Annotated in this window: 16 protein-coding genes; 10 read left to right on the forward strand and 6 right to left on the reverse strand. The window is 72.5% G+C overall.

The genetic code is table 11. From position 1 onward, the window contains the following. Positions 1-107: 107 nt before the first annotated feature. From LH044_RS07140 to LH044_RS07150, 3 genes are read left to right on the forward strand one after another with little or no spacing between them, the layout of a single operon-like run. Positions 108-1223 (forward strand): cell division protein FtsX, encoded by a 1116-nt coding sequence (locus LH044_RS07140; protein ID WP_227759108.1) that lies wholly within the window; start codon positions 108-110, stop codon positions 1221-1223. Continuing rightward, positions 1220-2554: a M23 family metallopeptidase gene (locus LH044_RS07145; RefSeq protein ID WP_227759109.1), complete on the forward strand. Its 1335-nt coding sequence runs from the start codon at positions 1220-1222 to the stop codon at positions 2552-2554. Before LH044_RS07140 ends, LH044_RS07145 begins: the two co-directional genes overlap by 4 nt. Before the next feature lie 48 nt (positions 2555-2602). Further along, positions 2603-3796, forward strand: coding sequence for a serine hydrolase domain-containing protein (locus tag LH044_RS07150; RefSeq protein ID WP_227759110.1), 1194 nt, complete (start codon positions 2603-2605; stop codon positions 3794-3796). Positions 3797-3802: 6 nt separating this feature from the next. Here LH044_RS07150 and LH044_RS07155 read toward each other — a convergent pair whose 3' ends face one another. The 3 genes from LH044_RS07155 to LH044_RS07165 form a co-directional block, all read right to left on the reverse strand. Further along, positions 3803-4303, reverse strand: coding sequence for a hypothetical protein (locus LH044_RS07155; RefSeq protein WP_227759111.1), 501 nt, complete (start codon positions 4301-4303; stop codon positions 3803-3805). Positions 4304-4344: 41 nt separating this feature from the next. After that, positions 4345-5082, reverse strand: a complete 738-nt coding sequence (locus tag LH044_RS07160; RefSeq protein WP_227759112.1) for a DUF1345 domain-containing protein — start codon at positions 5080-5082, stop codon at positions 4345-4347. A 130-nt stretch (positions 5083-5212) separates the two neighbouring features. Further along, on the reverse strand, positions 5213-6139 hold the full coding sequence (locus tag LH044_RS07165; RefSeq protein WP_227759113.1) for an oxidoreductase: 927 nt from the start codon (positions 6137-6139) through the stop codon (positions 5213-5215). A 129-nt stretch (positions 6140-6268) separates the two neighbouring features. Here LH044_RS07165 and LH044_RS07170 point away from each other — a divergent pair, with 129 nt between their 5' ends. Then, on the forward strand, positions 6269-7501 hold the full coding sequence (locus tag LH044_RS07170; protein ID WP_227759114.1) for a chloride channel protein: 1233 nt from the start codon (positions 6269-6271) through the stop codon (positions 7499-7501). Then, complete coding sequence (locus tag LH044_RS07175; RefSeq protein WP_227759115.1) at positions 7498-7908, forward strand: MarR family winged helix-turn-helix transcriptional regulator; 411 nt, start codon at positions 7498-7500, stop codon at positions 7906-7908. The genes LH044_RS07170 and LH044_RS07175 overlap by 4 nt, the downstream gene beginning before the upstream one ends. 24 nt (positions 7909-7932) lie before the next feature. Here LH044_RS07175 and LH044_RS07180 read toward each other — a convergent pair whose 3' ends face one another. Continuing rightward, complete coding sequence (locus LH044_RS07180; protein WP_374210598.1) at positions 7933-9459, reverse strand: MFS transporter; 1527 nt, start codon at positions 9457-9459, stop codon at positions 7933-7935. Between the two features lie 219 nt (positions 9460-9678). Here LH044_RS07180 and LH044_RS07185 point away from each other — a divergent pair, with 219 nt between their 5' ends. From LH044_RS07185 to LH044_RS07205, 5 genes are all read left to right on the forward strand, one after another. Beyond that, positions 9679-11016 (forward strand): PulJ/GspJ family protein, encoded by a 1338-nt coding sequence (locus LH044_RS07185; protein WP_227759117.1) that lies wholly within the window; start codon positions 9679-9681, stop codon positions 11014-11016. Further along, entirely contained in the window at positions 11006-11470 is a 465-nt protein-coding gene (locus tag LH044_RS07190; RefSeq protein WP_227759118.1) for a type IV pilus modification PilV family protein, read from the forward strand. Before LH044_RS07185 ends, LH044_RS07190 begins: the two co-directional genes overlap by 11 nt. Continuing rightward, positions 11467-12432, forward strand: coding sequence for a hypothetical protein (locus tag LH044_RS07195; protein ID WP_227759119.1), 966 nt, complete (start codon positions 11467-11469; stop codon positions 12430-12432). Before LH044_RS07190 ends, LH044_RS07195 begins: the two co-directional genes overlap by 4 nt. A gap of 56 nt (positions 12433-12488) precedes the next feature. Next, positions 12489-13400: a TIGR03564 family F420-dependent LLM class oxidoreductase gene (locus LH044_RS07200; RefSeq protein ID WP_227759120.1), complete on the forward strand. Its 912-nt coding sequence runs from the start codon at positions 12489-12491 to the stop codon at positions 13398-13400. A gap of 121 nt (positions 13401-13521) precedes the next feature. Continuing rightward, a complete protein-coding gene (locus tag LH044_RS07205) occupies positions 13522-14616 on the forward strand; it encodes a ferritin-like domain-containing protein (RefSeq protein ID WP_227759121.1) in 1095 nt (364 codons plus the stop codon). 179 nt (positions 14617-14795) lie between these two features. Here the strand turns inward: LH044_RS07205 and LH044_RS07210 are convergent, their stop codons facing one another. Further along, positions 14796-15110: a hypothetical protein gene (locus tag LH044_RS07210; protein WP_227759122.1), complete on the reverse strand. Its 315-nt coding sequence runs from the start codon at positions 15108-15110 to the stop codon at positions 14796-14798. 249 nt (positions 15111-15359) lie between these two features. Further along, positions 15360-16238 (reverse strand): RNA polymerase sigma factor SigJ, encoded by an 879-nt coding sequence (gene sigJ, locus LH044_RS07215; RefSeq protein WP_227759123.1) that lies wholly within the window; start codon positions 16236-16238, stop codon positions 15360-15362. Positions 16239-16243: the final 5 nt, after the last annotated feature.

Raw genomic sequence — 16243 nt, forward strand, 5'->3', positions numbered from 1 at the left:
CGGTGGGGTTGGAGATTCCGCTACGGATCCGGGCCGGATCGGCCGATGACTGCGGGGACCAGGCTCGGCAGGGCCTGCAGGTCCAGGTTCTGGGAGACCTTTCGCGCGTGCCTGACAACGACGAACAGCTGACGGTCGACGTCGTCGACGAGGGCTTCCGCCCCGACGGCCCCGAGGCGTCCGACGCGAGCGCCGGCGACGCGCAGGCCGCCGGCGTCGCGGTGGACCTCGCCGATCTCGCCGTCATGCTCGACACCGACGACGACCGCGCCATCACCTCGTTCCTCACCGGCGAGGCGGCGATGGTGTCGCTGCGCGAGCGGCCGTGGACGCGCTTCGCCTCGATGGCGGCCTACGCGTTCCGCGACGCCCTCCGGGGGATCCGGCGCCGGCCCGCGCTCGCCGCCTCGGCCGCGCTCACCGTGTCGCTGTGCGCCCTGCTCGCAGGTGGGGCGGCGATCGCCCGCGCCGGCGTCGACGCGACGATGGCCCGCTGGGCCGACGGCGTCGAGTTCGTGGTCTACCTCCAGCCGGGCGCCACCTCGTCCGACATCGACCGCGTCGGCGACGAGCTGCGCGAGGCGGACGGCGTCCGCGACGTGACCGCCGTGTCGCAGGCGGAGGCGTTCGAGGAGTACCAGCGGCTCTACGCGGACGAGGCGACGATGGTCGAGGCGGTCACGCCCGACCTGCTGCCGCCGTCGTTCCGCGTCGCGCCCGACGACGCCGATCCCGGCCTCATCCAGCGCATCACCCGCCCGCTGGCGTCGGACCCCGACATCTACCAGGTGGTCACCGCCGACGACGCCGTGCAGGACGTCCGCGACCTCTCCGGTGCGGTGTCGGGCTTCGGCACCTGGCTCGCGGTCGTGCTCGGCGTGGTCGGGATCGTCCTGTCGGCCACGATGATCCGCTCGTCGATCGCCTCCCGCCAGAAGGAGATCGACATGATGCGGTCCTTCGGCGCGGGCCGCAGCTACATCGCCGCCCCGGTCGCGATCGAGGGCGTGCTCATCGGCGTCATCGGTGCGGGGGTCGCCGCGATCGGACTCGCGATCGCCATGAGCCGGGCGACGACCTCCGACAGCTCCGTCGTCACGTCGCTCCTGCCGCCCTCGTCCGAGGCGCGGTCCGTCGTGATCGCCGTCTTCTTCGTGACGGTCCTCGTGTGCACCGCCGTGTCGGTCCTGACCACGGCCAACGCGCTGCGGAAGGCCCGATGAAGCGCCTCGGGGTCGTCGCCGCACTGGTGGTGTGCCTCGCCGCCGGCGTCGCCTTCGGCCCGGTGTCGTCCGCGCAGGAGCCCTCGACCACGTCGACCACGAGCTCCGTCCCCGCCGGCTCCTCGACCACCACGACCGTCGACCCGACGTCGACGACGACGACCGCACCCGAGGGCTCCACCTCGGTGCCCACCGAGACCACGTCGACGTTGCCCCCGGGCGTCGTCCCGCCGATCGACCCGTCGGTCCCGCTGCCCCCTGACGGCGGCATCCCGCACGAGGACGAGGAGTTCGAGGACCCGACGACGGGCATCACGCCGAAGGGCCCGTGGGACGGCGTCGGCATCACCAACCCGGTGCTCGCCGGGCTCAAGGCGCAGGTCGACCTGACGCAGAACCGCCTCGTGGCCGCGCAGGCCGCCGTCGCCCAGGCCGAGGCCACCCTCGCCGCCGCGCAGACCGACCGGGCCTCGATCGAGGGGGCGCACAAGGAGGCCGCCGAGCGCTACGCCGCGGTCCGCGACCGCTTCACCCGGCGGGTCGCCGCCTCGTACGTCGCCGCCGGCCAGCCGGAGCTCCGGCTCCGCCCGGGCCGGGACCTCTCCGCCGAGGCCGACCGCGTCGTCCTCCCCGGCGTCGTGACCGACTCCGACCGCGTGCTGGCCGACGACTACCTCGAGCAGCGGGAGCAGGTCGGCGAGCGGCTCCGCACGACGATCGAGCAGGAGACGGCGTCGACCCAGGCCCTCGACACGGCCCGCCAGGCGCTCGTCGCCGCCGAGGCCGCGGCCACCGAGGCCGAGCGCCAGATGGCCGCCACGCCCGCCGTCATCCCCGGGTTCGTCTTCCCGGTCGCCGGTCCGACGAGCTTCATCTCGAGCTTCGGCTTCTGCCGCGACGGCTGCAGCCGCTCGCACCAGGGCAACGACCTCTTCGCCCGGGCCGGCACGCCGGTCGTCGCCGTCGAGGACGGCTGGGTGGAGAAGGTCGGCACCAACCGCCTCGGCGGCCTGACGGTCTGGACCCGGGGTCGGAGCGGCTACCGCTACTACTACGCCCACCTGCGCGACTGGGCACCGCTCGTCCCGGGCCAGGAGATCACCGCGGGCACGGTCGTGGGCACGGTCGGCAACACCGGCAACGCCGCCACGACGCCGTCGCACCTCCACTTCGAGATCCACCCGGGCAACGCCGCGGCGATCGACCCGTACCCGATCCTGCTTCGGGCCCCGCGGGTGACGCTGACGCCCGAGCAGGTCGCGGCGGCGGCCGGCTGGTCGCTGCAGCAGGCGACGCTGAACCAGGTGGCCCCGCCCCCGCCCGGCGGCTGACGCACCGCCCACCCTGCCGGCGTGCCCCGCCGGACCTACCCTGCCGGCGTGCCCCGCCGACTCCCGCTCGTCGCCCTGCTCGCCGCCCCGCTCGTGGCCGGCGCGCTGGTCGTCGCCGCGTGCTCGGGAGGCGACGGCGCCGCCGGCGCCGACCGCACGACCTCGTCCGCGGGCGGTCCGACGAGCCCGACGCCGGACCAGGACCTGAGGTTCCCCGGTCGGGCCTGGGCCACGGCCACCGCGGCGGACGCCGGCATGGACCAGGCCGCGCTGGACCGACTCGGCGCGCAGGCGGCGGCCGCGGGCTCCGAGTGCGTGGTCGTCACGAAGGACGGCGAGGTGGTGTACGACGCGGACTGGCCCGGTCCGACGACCGCGCCGCGCGAGGCCTTCTCGGTCACGAAGTCCCTCACCAGCATCCTGGTCGGCATCGCGCAGCGCGACGGCGACCTCTCGGTCACCGACGAGGTGTCCGAGTACGTCCCGCAGTGGAAGGGCACCCCGTCGGAGCACGTCACGATCGAGGACGTGCTGTCGAACACGTCGGGTCGGGAGTGGAGCCTGGCGATCGACTACGGCTCGATGGTCCTCCGGGCGCCGGACAAGACCGCGTTCGCCATCGGGCTGGGCCAGGCCGCGGACCCCGGCACCGTCTGGGCGTACAACAACAGCGCGATCCAGGTGCTCGGCGCGGTGCTGCTCGCGGCCACGGGCGTCCCCGCCTCGGAGTACGCGCAGCAGCAGGTGTTCGGGCCGCTGGGCATGGCGGACTCGACCCTGCGGGCCGACGGTTCGGGTGGCTCGCTGACGTTCATGGGGCTGCAGACGACGTGCCTCGACCTTGCGCGCATGGGCCTGCTGATGCTCGCCGACGGCACCTGGGGTTCCGGCGAGGACGCCACCGAGGTGCTCCCGCACTCGTACGTCGAGGACTCGACCAGCCGGTCCTCCTCGGCGCTCAACGCGGCCTACGGCTGGCTGTGGTGGCTCAACCGCCCGGGGCTCGTTGCGTCGCCGACGGCCGCAGTGACCGCCGGCGACACCGGTGGCACGCACGAGGGCCAGCTCGTGCCCGGCGCACCCGACGACGCGTTCTGGGCGCTCGGCTTCCAGGGCCAGTACGTGGCGGTCGTCCCCGAGGACGGCATCGTGGCCGTCCGGCTCGGGGCCGAGCCCCCCGACGACCCGCCGTTCGGCGTCGCCGAGTTCACCGACGGCGTGCTCGACGCCGTCGTCCGCTGAAGGCGCTCAGCGCCGGATCTCGATCAGCAGCACCCACGCCTGGGCGGTGCCGCTGAGCACGGCGGCGAGCACGGCGGGGGCGAGCCACGCCAGCCCGCCGATCGTGCCGGTGCCGATGCCGATCCCCGCCAGGAGCAGCGACACCACGAGGACCGTGAGCGGGCCGCCCGTGCCGATCAGCCACTGTCGCACCGTCTGGCCGCCCTGCGTCGGCCGGTAGCCGAGCCGGTCCAGCAGCACCCAGCCCAGCGCGACGGCCAGCACCACGAGCTCGACTGCGAGGACCGTGTCGGACTGCCCGGGGATCAGCAGCACGATCGCGAGGACCAAGGGGCTCAGCATCGTGATCAGCGCCCCCGCGGCCCGGGGCGGCAGGTCGTCGAACTTCAGGATCTGGTCCACGTTGATCGACATGGCCACGATCAGCAGACCTGCCAGCGCGGCGGCGGCGCCGCCGATCATGAGGGCGAAGTCGTGCCAGGCCTCGATCGCGTAGGTACCGGTCATCGGCGCATTCTCGCTCATCCCGCTGCCCGGGCCGGGAACCGTCAGCGGATCAGCAGCGAGGCGAGCAGGGCGACGATGACGGAGTTGTAGAGGAACGTCAGGATCGTGTGGAGGTTCACCACACGTCGCATCGACGGCTGCGTGATGTTCACGTCGGTGGCGCCGAACGTGGTGCTCACCGCGATCGAGAAGTAGAGGTAGTCCCCGTACGCACCGGTGCGGTCGCCCGGGAAGTCGAGGCTCGGCACCGCCAGGTCCTTCTGCGCGTAGTGCAGCGTGTACGAGACGATCGACAGGGCCCAGCAGCACAGCAGGATGCTGAGCGTGAGCGGGACGAGGACCCACGGGTTGATCTGCACGGCGCGCAGGTGGGGCACGACGAGCACGACGAAGAACGACACGACGGTCGCCTCGATCGCGAAGGTCGGGCCGTCGCCGTACGGGCTGACCCGCCGCCAGAACGCGTTCTCCAGGTCGTCCCGGGCCTTCATCCGGGCCTTGAACTCGCGTGCGTCGACGCGGGCGAACGCACGGTGCGTGCGGAGCACGTAGACGACGCAGAAGACGTTCCAGCCGATCAGCACGAGCAGGAACTGACGACCCCGGCCCTGCAGCGCCTCGAGGTCGGTCGGCAGCAGGAACCCGAGGACGAGGGGCACGACGACCGCCGCACCGGTCGCCCACATCGCCCGCCAGCCGTCCGAGCACGATCGCATCCCGCGGCGGTCCGGGAGCGGCTCGTCGTCGGCCGCCGGCGCGGAGGCGTCAGCGTCGCTCACGGATCGACAGCATGGACCACGGACGGTGGTGCCCGGCGGATCCGAGGGCCGGCTCGCCCTACGGTGGCGTCGTGGCGGCACCATCACCGCAGCAGCAGGTCGACGAGGTGCGCTGACCTGCCGCTCGCGCTCAGGCGGCGGGCAGGTCGAAGTGCACGCCGGTGAGCTCCTCGGACAGCTCCCAGAGGCGGCGGGCATCGTCGGGGTCCTCGGCCCGGCCCACCGGGCGGACGACCTTCGGGTGGCCCCGGTTCTGGCCCAGCCCGTCGGGCCCGATGAACGTGCCGCCCTGCGCCGCCGGGTCGGTCGCGGCGTACAGCTCGCTGCGGGCCCCGGCCTCGGCCGATTGGGCCATCACGCGGTTGCCGACCGCCATCAGGCTCTTCATGATCCCGGTCGGGCCCGAGGTCTGGAGCTTGGTGGCCGCGTAGCCGGGGTGGGCGACGAGGCTCCTGATCGACGACCCCGCCGCACGCAGGCGTCGGTCGAGCTCGAGCCCGAAGAGCACGTTGGCGAACTTCGACTGCGAGTACCACCCGGTCGGGCTGTAGCCGCGCTCCCCCGTGAGGTCGTCGTAGTGGATGCGTCCCGGCCGGTGCATGGTCGAGCTGACGGTGACGACGCGGGCATCGGCGCCGGCGTTCGAGGCGGCGACCAGGCGGTCGAGCAGGAGCCCGGTCAGCGCGAAGTGGCCGAGGTGGTTGGTCGCGAACTGCAGCTCGTGGCCCTGGGGCGACAGCGACCGGGGCGGCATCATCACGCCGGCGTTGTTGACGAGCACGTCGAGCGGCCCCTCCAGCCCATCGGCGACGCGCCGCACGTCATCGAGGTCTGCGAGGTCCAGCAGGAGCAGCTCCAGGTCGGCGTCGCGCACGGTGCCGCGGACCTGGTCGATCGCCGCACGGCCCTTGCCCTCGTCGCGGGCGGTCATCAGGACCCGGGCGCCGTGGGCGGCGAGGGCACGCGCGGTCTCGAGGCCGAGGCCGCTGTTGGCGCCGGTCACGAGGACCGTCCGGCCGGTCTGGTCGGGGATGTCCGATTCGGTCCAGCGGCTCACGGTGCATCCTCCCCGTCCGACCCGGCGCCTCGCCGGCACCAGAGGATCGCACACGCAGCCACGGCGGTCGCAGGACGCCCGACGCCGGACCGCAGGTCTGACGGACACGTATCGTGGTACGATATGTCTGTGAGAGGCGCCGTCGTCCGCATCCGCCAGGGCCTCGGCCCGCCGGTCATCGCCGTGGGCGTCGCCGGCGGCCTGCTCGGCGCGGCCTACGTGGGGGCGCTGCACCTCCTGCAGCGCGTGCTCGGACCCGAGCACCACTCCGGCGCCGTGCAGCTGGCCATCCTCACCGCCGTGGGCGGCGCCGTCGCCCTCATCACCCACCTCGGCGGCGAGACCGGCAACGTCGAGCTGCTGGTCGACAACATCCACGTGCTGGGCGGGGCGGAGGACGTCACCGCGCTCCGATCGCTGATCCCCGCATCGCTGCTGTGCGTGTCGGCCGGCGCCGGGATGGGCCCCGAGGCCCCGCTCGTCCAGTCCACCGGCACCATCGGGACGGTCGTGGGCACGGGTCTCGGCCGCACGAGGGCGGACGTCCGCATCCTCACGATCACCGGGATGGCCGCCGGCTTCACCGTGCTGTTCGGCGCGCCGCTCGGCTCGGCCATCTTCGCCCTCGAGATCCTCCACCGCCGTGGCCTCCAGTACTACGAGGCGCTCCTACCGGCCGTGGTCGGGTCGCTGTGCGGGTACGCGGTCTACCTGGGCCTCAGCGGGCTCGGCGTCGAACCCGTGTGGCGGTTCCCGACCGTCGGGACCCTGCACGTGGGCGACCTGGCGGTCGCCGTCGTGATCGGCGCCCTGGGGGCAGCGGGCGCTGCGCTGTTCGCGGCGACGACGAGGGCGCTGCGCTGGACGGTCGCCCGGGTCCCCGTCGCGGGCCGGTACGTGCTCGGCGGTGTCGTGCTCGGCCTCCTCGGGTGGTGGTCGCCCTACGCGCTCACCTTCGGCGAAGGACAGCTCGGCGAGCTGCTCGACGCGCGGCTCGCAGGCGGGGCGCTGGCCGTCGCGGTCGTCGCGAAGCTGCTCGGCACGACCGTCACGCTGGCGGCGGGGTGGAAGGGCGGCTTCATCATCCCGCTGTTCTTCATGGGCGCGGCCGCCGGGCAGCTCGCGCACCAGGCGGTACCGGCGGTCAACCCCTCCGTGCTGATGGCGTGCGCGATGGTCGCCCTGTGCGTCGGCGTCACGAAGACGCCGATCGGCACGACCCTCGTCGTGACCGAGATGGCCGGGCTCCCCCTCCTCCCCGTGCTGCTGGTCGCCGCCGTCGCCGCGATGCTGACCAGCCCGGGCGTCACGCTGATCGAGACCCAGCGCGAGCGTGACGCCGTGCCAGCATCGGTGGGGTGACCGACCGGCCGCTCTCCGAACGCGACTACCGGGCGCTGGCCAGGTTCCGCCACGCGCTGCGGGTGTTCCTCCGCTTCTCCGAGGACGCGGCCCGATCGGCGGGGATCACGCCGGCGCAGCACCAGCTCCTCCTCGCGATCAAGGGGTGGGGGGGCGACGGCGACCCGACGATCGCCGACCTGGCCGAGGTGCTGCAGCTCCGCCACCACTCGACGGTCGAGCTGGTCCAGCGCGCCGCGGCCGCCGGCCTGGTCGCCACCGCGCCGGACCCGGCGGACCACCGGCGCCAGCTCGCCACGATCACCGATCGCGGCGAGGAGCTGCTGGCCGCCCTGTCGCTCCAGCACCGCGACGAGCTGCGCAGCTTCCGGAGCCAGATGAACGACGTGCTCGGCCAGCTCGACTGAGCGACGTCGGGTGGCGCGCCCGGGCTAGCCGAGGTCGAGACCGCCGAGGTCGGCCGAAGGCCTGACGTCGGGCAGGCGGACCATGCGGAACGAGTTGACGGTCCCGAGCAGCGCGGCGAGCACCGGCACGAGCAGCGCGACCTGCAGCGAGATGTCGCGGGCGTCGTCGTTGATCGTCAGGACCTCCTCCTCCACCGCGGGCGGCTGGTCGGTGATGAGCGCGTCGAGCTGCGTGCGGCTCATCACCTCGGCGTCGTGCTCGAGCGCCTCGGCGATGAGCTGCTGCTCGCGGGCAGGGATGGCGTCGTTGCCCACGACCATGTCGGTGAACGCGAAGGACAGCGTTGCGAGCATGATCCCTCCGGCGAAGGCCAGGCCGAACGAGAGGCCGAAGTTGCCGGCTGCCGAGTTCACCCCGGCCGCCTCGCTCACCCGGTCCTCCTCGACCGGGGCGAGCGTGTAGGCGTTCAGCTGCGACACCAGCAGGCCCAGCCCGGTGCCCGCCACCACGAGCGGGAGCACGAGCCACCACCCGCTGTCGATCCTCGGCACGAGCGGGATGATCGCCCCGAGCCCGACGACGGTGGTCACGAAGCCGATGCGGATGATGCTCGCCGGGCGTCGATCGCCGGCCCGACGCCCGGCGAGGAGCGCGGCGCCGAACATGCTCAGCGACAGCGGCGCCAGCGACAGCCCGGCCTTCATGGCGTCGTACTCGAGCGTCATCTGCAGGAAGAGCGGCAGGGCGATCATGGCGCCGCCCAACGTGATCTGCTGCAGCATCTGACCGGTGACGCCGGCGGTGAAGTTCGGGTGGCGGAACAGGTCGGGGTCGATCAGCGCCGGACGGTCGCTGCGCCGGGCCCGCACCAGCCACATCGCGAGGCCGGCGAGCGAGGCCGCGCCGACCGCGAGCGTGATGCCGACCGCCTCGGCCCCCTCCTGCCACAGGAGGATGCCGAGCACGACCCCGCCCATCCCGAGCACCGACAGGACCGCACCGGGCACGTCGATGCTGCGGTCGCCGGTGAAGGGGACGTCGTGGATCAGGCCGATCTGGCTGAGCACCACGGCGATGATCACGACCTCAAGCGCGAAGCCGACCCGCCACGACAGGTACGTGGTGACGAAGCCCCCGAGGAGCGGCCCGACCGCCGCGGCGATGGCGGCGGACGCGCCGACGAGCGCATAGGCCTGCCGCTGGGCCGGGCCGGTGAAGTTGCCGTGGATCAGGGACTGCATGGCCGGCAGCAGCAGCGATGCACCGAGGCCGCCGACGATCGCCCAGAACACGATGATCGCCGTGAGGCCCTGCGCCAGCACCATGGCCATCGCGCCGGTCGCGTACGCGCACAGCCCGATCACGTAGGCCCGCCTGCGGCCGATCAGGTCGCCGACCTTGCTGTTGATGAGGATGAACGCCGCGGAGACAAGGGCTTCGAGTGCGATCGCGGCCTGCACCCCGCTCGCCGTCGTGTCGAGGTCGCGGATCACCGCGGCGATCGACACGTTCATCAGCGAGGTGTCGACGACCAGCACGAACATGGCCATCGCGAGCAGGACGGCGAGGCGCCGCTGTCCCTGGCCCGCCTCCGACGGCTGCTCCGGTGCTGTCGCGCTCACGGGTGGTCCCCCTCATTCCGGGAAGGGCACATGTCGAGCGCCCGGGCGGGCGAACCGGTCGATCCCGGCGTGTGACCGGGTGACCGCGCTCCGAAGCGGGTGAGATTACCTGGTGACCGACGGTCAGCACGGCCGTACGCTCGGTCCATGCTGGGGAGCAGAAGGCCGCGGGGCGCGGCCGGGATCACGCTGATCGAGGTCCTGATCGGGATCGTGATCGTCGGCCTGATCGCGGTCGCCATCTCCGCCATCAGCCTGACCGCGGTCATCACGATCAAGGACGACTCCCAGGAGCGCCAGCAGGAGGCCACGACCGCCCAGTGGTCCTCGCTCACCTTCGCTCGTGACGTCCAAGGGGCGTCGTCGTTGGTGTCCGCGTGCGGATCGGGCGGGACCCACCTGCTCACGCTCCAGGCGTCGGACAGCGCGGAGAAGGTCGAGTACCGCAGCGTGCCGACCGGAGCCGGCACGTTCGGGCTGACCCGCACGGTGTGCGGGTCGTCGGGCCGGACGGTCGTGGGCGACCTCCACATCGCGCCCACCGTCACCTGCGCCCAGGCGGACGGCACCGCCGTCGCCTGCGCCCCGGGCACGGCCCCGCGGCGCATCACCCTCGCCATCTCCCGGACCTCGGCGTTCGCGTTCGAGCTCGACGGCGCACGGCGCCTCACCGACGGCAACAGCACCGCTCCCCCGCTCGAGGTGCCGACGTTCGTCTCGCTCGGCGGCGACACGCCGTTCGAGGCCGGCGGCACTAGCCAGCTGCAGGTCGTCGGCAACGCCCTGATCAACCGCCCGACCTCGGGCGCGGCGGCGGTCCGCCTGTCGGGCGGTCCCGCCAGCCCCGGCAACCCCGCGTCGTACCGACTGCGGGTCTCGGGCGACTTCGAGCTGCAGACCGGCGCCACGTGCGACGGGTGCCCGACCCGTTCGGACAAGCAGCCCGGCACCTACCAGACCCGGCTGCTCGACCCGCTGCGGTTCCTGCCGGTCCCCGACCAGTCGACGATGTCCACCAGGACCAACTGCCCGGTGCAGAGCGGCGTGCGCATCTGCGAGCCGGGCATCTACCCGACCGAGTTCCCGCCCGCGGTCGGCGGCGGCGGCGTCAAGGACTTCAAGCTCCTCCCCGGCATCTACGTGCTGCAAGCCGGGATGAAGGTGACCAACGGGTCGGTCGTCGGCTCCGACGTGCTCATCTACAACGAGACGGGCAACGTCAAGGTCACGGGGGCCGACATCGATCTGCGACCTCCCAGCACCGGCACCTACAGCGGGATCCTGTTCTTCCAGGCCCGGAGCAACTCCCAGGTGTTCGAGATCGTCGGCAACGCGCAGCTCGCCTCGCTGACCGGGACGATCTACGCGCCGAGCTCGACGAACGTCGTGCTCGGCGGAGGCGGCGGCGAGCTGCGCGTCGGGCGCGTGATCGGCCAGAACCTCGAGACCTCGGGCGGAGGGACGGTGATCGTCGATGGCAGCTGACGTCCCACGCCGGCGCTCCCAGCGCGGCGAATCGCTGATCGAGTCGCTCATCGCCATCGTCGTCCTGTCGCTCGTGGTCGGCGCCGCGTACGCCGGACTGCGGACGGCGCTGCGGGTCAGCTCCCAGCACAAGGAGACCGCCGTCGCCGAGACGATGCTCCGCACGGCGGCCGAGCGCCTGCAGGACCCGGCCTCCGCCTACGTGCCACGAGCCGGGTGCGGCGGCGTGCCCACCTACGGCGGGCTCCCGACGCGCCCGGGATACAAGCCGATCGAGGTGACGGTGCGGTTCTGGAACAAGCCGTCGACCGTGACCGTGCCCTCGCTCGACGTGGACTTCGCGGAGGCAGGGTCGTGCCCGGCGACCGACCCCGGTCTCCAGGCGATCGTGCTCAGCGTCGAGACGCCGTCCGGCCACGTCGAGCGGCTCGAGATCGTGAAGCGGGCGTCGTGATGCTTCGTCGCCGCCGCCCGGGCCAGTCGGGAGCATCCCTCGTCCTCGTGCTGGCCGTCGTCACCTTCCTCGGCATCCTCGTGCCGGCCATCCTCGGCCTGGTCGCGCTCGGCCCCCGCATCACGAAGCCGGTCGTCGACGACCGGCGCGAGCTCTACGCCGCGAGCAGCGCGATCGACGCCGCGGTCGAGCTCGGTCGCACCAACCCCGACGTCGCGGTGCCCGGCGGGCCGTGCCCGACCCAGGTGCTCGACATCGACGGGCTCGAGGTCACCGTCGCCTGCCAGCAGCACGCCTTCCCCGACGACGGCTGCCTGTACCTCGACCGCTTCGTGACCTACACCGCCGAGGTGCGCAAGCCTGGCGAGGCGCCCGTCATCGCCCGCACGGGTGCCGAGGTGGCCTACCGCTTCCACCTCGACTCTGACCCCACGGTCGAGGTCCGCCAGTGGGATCCGAACGCGACGGGACCGGTGTCCACCACGACGCTGCCGAGGTGCAGCACCGCGTCGACAACGACCACGTCGACCACCACGACCACCACCGCGCCGACCACGACGACGACGGCATCGACCACCACGATCCCGCCCACGACCACCGTGGCACCGAGCTCCGCGGTGTACGCGAAGTGGCTGGCGGCGACGACGGAGACCCCCGGCGGCGACTGGCGCGCCGTCGCGCCCATGTCGGTCACCCGTGACGGCGGCATCCCGGTCGACGGCGCCGTCGTGAAGGTCGCGGTCGAGTACCAAGTCACCGGCTCCTCCACGTGGGTGCGGGACGCCGACATCACCGGCGACGCGACGGTGACCGGATCGGTGACCTTCCACTCCCGCGCGTACAAGCGCACGGGCGCCAACCGCGTCACGGCGGTGCGCTTCACCACCGTCTCTGTCACCGCACCCGGCCTCGTCTGGCAATCGGCGACGAACCCCGTGGCGGTCGTGATCGCTGCTCCCTGACCGGACCGGCGGACGCCGTCCGTCGCGGGCACGGCGACCGGTCCTAGCGTCCTGACATGCGCTACGGGATCAACGGTTCGGGTCGGATGCTCACCGAGGGGGTGCCGGGCGTGCTGGCCGGGCTCACCGAGGCGGAGGCCGCCGGGTTCTCCAGCTACTGGGTCGCACAGGTCGGGCTGATCGACGCCCTGACGCTGATCGGCGCCCACGGCGAGACCGGCTCGCCGATGGAGATCGGCACCGCCGTCATCTCCACGTGGGAGCGCCACCCCCACATGCTGGCGGCGCAGGCCCTCACCACCCAGGCGCTGGTCGGCGACCGGCTGATCGTCGGGATCGGCGTCAACCACCAGCCCCACGTCGAGCAGAGCCTGCGGCTGCCGTGGGAGAAGCCGGTCCGGCACATGGCCGACTACCTCGCCATCCTGCAGGACCTGCTGGCCACCGGGCGCGCCTCGTTCCAGGGCGAGGCCTGGTCGTTCGACGGCGAGGGCGCCCGCCCGTCGGAGGGGGTCCCGAAGGTGATGATCGCCGCGCTGGGCGACCAGATGCTGCGGCTCGCCGGGCGGCGCACCGACGGCACGATCCTCTGGTGCGTCGGGCCGAAGACGATCGCGGCCCACATCGCGCCGGCGATCAACGACGCGGCGGCGGCCGCCGACCGCCCGGAACCGGCGATCGTGTGCTCGATCCCCGTGTGGGTCACCGACGACCCGGAGCCCGCCCGCGGGTTCCTCGGCGCCATCCTCGCCGACTACGCGCAGCTTCCGAGCTACCGGGCGATGATGGACATCGAGGGGGTCGAGGGCCTCGGCGAGCTCTCGATCGTCGGCGACGAGGCCTTCGTGCGCGACCAGCTCGGGGAGATCGAGCGGTCGGGCGCGACCGACTTCACGCCGGTGCCCATGGGCGGCGACCCCGACGAGGTGGCCCGCACGATGGCGGTCCTGACCGAGGCGATGGGCTGACCGCCGTCGGGGGACGGGCGGTTCGCCCGGCTCCGGCGCGACGAGCGTGACGGCTGCGGCGGGTCGGCGTCGCGTGCTGACATGGAGCCCGATGGACGCTGCTGGCCAGGGAGGGACCGCGATGGACCATCGACAGGAGCGTCCGGACGGCGGGTTCACGGGGACCGCGCCGGCCGCCGTGGCCCAGCGGACCGTCGGCATCGCCACGCTCGACGACCTGCGGGAGCACCTGCAGTGGGCGATCGAGCTGGAGCACGCGACGATCCCGTCGTACCTCTGCGCGCTCTACTCGCTGGACGCCGCCCGCAACCTCGACGCCGTCGAGATCATCCACAGCATCTTCCTCGAGGAGATGCTGCACCTCGCGCTCGTGGCGAACCTGCTCAATGCCGTCGGCGGGCGACCGGAGCTCGACACGCCGAGGCTGATGCCGGGCGGCGAGCGGACGCTTCCCCACCGGGACCCGCCGCTCGTCCTGTCGCTCCTGCCCTTCGGTCCGGAGGCGCTCGAGCTCTTCCTCCAGATCGAGCAGCCCGGCGCACCCGACGCTCCACCCCAGGCCGACTCGTACTCGACGATCGGCCAGTTCTACGAGGCGATCCGCTGCGGACTGGTCGACCTGGTCGGCGAGCTCGGGCCGACGGCGGTGTTCTGCGGGGATCCGGAGCGGCAGATCGCCGACGACGAGTTCCGGGCCGGCCCGGGGAGGATCTTCGAGGTGACCGGGCTCGAGTCGGCGATCGAGGCGCTCGACCTCATCGTCCACCAGGGCGAGGGCACCGGCCACGTCGAGGTGTGGGACGGCGACCACGACATGTTCCACCCCGAGCGCAAGGCGGTCGGCCACTACTACCGGCTGCTGCAGCTGACCCTCGGGCGGCGGTTCCGGCCCGGCGACACACCGGCGAGCGGGCCCAGCGGCGACCCGATCACGATCGACTGGACCGCGGTCAGCCCGATGCGGCGCGATCCCCGCACGGCCGACTTCCCCGACGGGCCGATCCGCGCCGCGATGGACCTGTTCAACGCGACCTACGCGACGGTGCTGAACCGGCTGGAGCGGGCCTTCGACGGACGGCGCGAGGTCTTCAGCTCGGCCGTGTCCGCGATGTTCCACGTCCGGACCAACGCCGTGACGCTGATGTCCATGACGATCGACGGCACCGACGAGACCGCCGGGCCGAGCTTCGAGTACATCGAGCCCGACCGCCGCTGACCGGCTCTGTCACGTGTGGCGGCCCCGTTCGGGGCCGCCACACGTGACAGAGCGACGTACGGACGGCTACTCGATGCGGAGGCCCGAGATCGCCTGGCTGATGACCAGCTGCTGGATCTGCTCGGTGCCCTCGAAGATGTCGACGCGTGAAGCGGCGTTTCCAGATCCACCGCCGCACTTCATCGGGCGGCGGGAGTGGCTTGTCGCTCCTGATCACCGCTCCCCTGCTCGGGGCGCCGACGTTGCCGCCGCAGAGAGCGGACTGCCGGAACGACGAAGACGAGACCGGCGAACACTGCGTTGAACAGCACGCCGAGCAGCGACTTGTTCAGGTACCAGCTGCGGGCGACGAGGACTCCGGTGACCAGACACGACACCACGAGGAGGCGTTCGCAATTGACGGGACGCCACAGCCACGGGCTCGCGGCAAACGCGATCCATCCGCGGGGCCCCGGAACAAGCCCGGTGCGGTCAAGTCGCTCGCGTGTCGGCATGGCTCACTTCCCGAACGCGATCGTGGCAGTACGTCGCCGAGGAGGCAACGCCGGCACCAGCACTTGCAGCCGGCTGAGCGGCGGCCACCGAGACCTCGCGGACGCTGGTGAGAACCCGGCACAGACTGGCAACGTCCGCAAAGCGGACGATGCGAGGACGTCCACGGACGATGCCGGGGTGCTGCGAGCAGCACCGAGCACCCAGCATGTACTGGCCCATGTCGGGCGGCCACCTCGGTCGACTGGACGTCAGGTGAGGGCTGTGAGCTTCGCCGGGTTGCGGACCCAGCGGATCTCGGCGGCAGCACCGCGCTCGCCGGGTTCGACGAACACGGCGCCGATCACTTCGCCCGATCCGGTGGCAACGAGCGCAGCGGGACCACCGTTGAGCGTCACCCGGGACACGGACCCGCCGTCGGCGAGGCGACCCATGACGAAGGCGAGAAAGCGGGCGACGCGTTCGGCGCCGCGGATCGGATGGCGCGCCGCTGTCTTCACTTCGGCGCCGCCGTCGAAGACGAGCTCGGCGTCGTCGGTGAGCATGTCGAGGAAGGCGTCGAGATCGCCACCTTCACAAGCGTCGAGGAAGCGACGCAGGACCTCGTCGCGTCGCGACAGGTCGGCGTCGACCCGGGGTCGTCCGGCGTCGATCCGTTGACGGGCCCGACGCAGCAGCTGTCGGCATGACGCGGTGGTGCGGCCGAGCATCTCAGCGATGTCGGCGTGCGGGTAGGCGAACACGTCGTGGAGCAACAGGACGGCTCGTTCGTCGGGGCTGAGGGTCTCGAGCACGACGAGGAACGCCATCGACAGGGTGTCGGACAGCTCGGCGTGCGCCGCGGCGTCGGGTGCCGGATCCGCGGTGATCGGCTCGGGGAGCCACGGGCCCACGTAGGACTCGCGGCGCACCCGAGCCGAGCGCTGGTGGTCGATCGCCACCCGGGTGGTGATCGTGGTCAGGTACGCCGGTGGAGACTCGATGTCGGCGGGCAGGGCACGGTGGGCGCGCAGTAGCGCGTCCTGCACGATGTCCTCGGCATCGCCGAGCGACCCGGTCATCCGGTAGGCGAGGCTGATCAGCCTCGGGCGTTCCGCCTGGGCGACCTCGTCGAGCTCTGCGGCGTCCATCGGTA

This window comes from Dermatobacter hominis, assembly GCF_020715685.1.
Taxonomy (GTDB): domain Bacteria; phylum Actinomycetota; class Acidimicrobiia; order Acidimicrobiales; family Microtrichaceae; genus Dermatobacter; species Dermatobacter hominis.

Coding starts and splice junctions, on each gene's coding strand:
- LH044_RS07180 (WP_374210598.1), bottom strand. CDS start 9,459: ATGGCCATGTTCGTGCTGGTCGTCGACACCTCGCTGATGAACGTGTCG.
- LH044_RS07155 (WP_227759111.1), bottom strand. CDS start 4,303: ATGACCGGTACCTACGCGATCGAGGCCTGGCACGACTTCGCCCTCATG.
- LH044_RS07145 (WP_227759109.1), top strand. CDS start 1,220: ATGAAGCGCCTCGGGGTCGTCGCCGCACTGGTGGTGTGCCTCGCCGCC.
- LH044_RS07205 (WP_227759121.1), top strand. CDS start 13,522: ATGGACCATCGACAGGAGCGTCCGGACGGCGGGTTCACGGGGACCGCG.
- sigJ (WP_227759123.1), bottom strand. CDS start 16,238: ATGGACGCCGCAGAGCTCGACGAGGTCGCCCAGGCGGAACGCCCGAGG.
- LH044_RS07210 (WP_227759122.1), bottom strand. CDS start 15,110: ATGCCGACACGCGAGCGACTTGACCGCACCGGGCTTGTTCCGGGGCCC.
- LH044_RS07190 (WP_227759118.1), top strand. CDS start 11,006: ATGGCAGCTGACGTCCCACGCCGGCGCTCCCAGCGCGGCGAATCGCTG.
- LH044_RS07200 (WP_227759120.1), top strand. CDS start 12,489: ATGCGCTACGGGATCAACGGTTCGGGTCGGATGCTCACCGAGGGGGTG.
- LH044_RS07185 (WP_227759117.1), top strand. CDS start 9,679: ATGCTGGGGAGCAGAAGGCCGCGGGGCGCGGCCGGGATCACGCTGATC.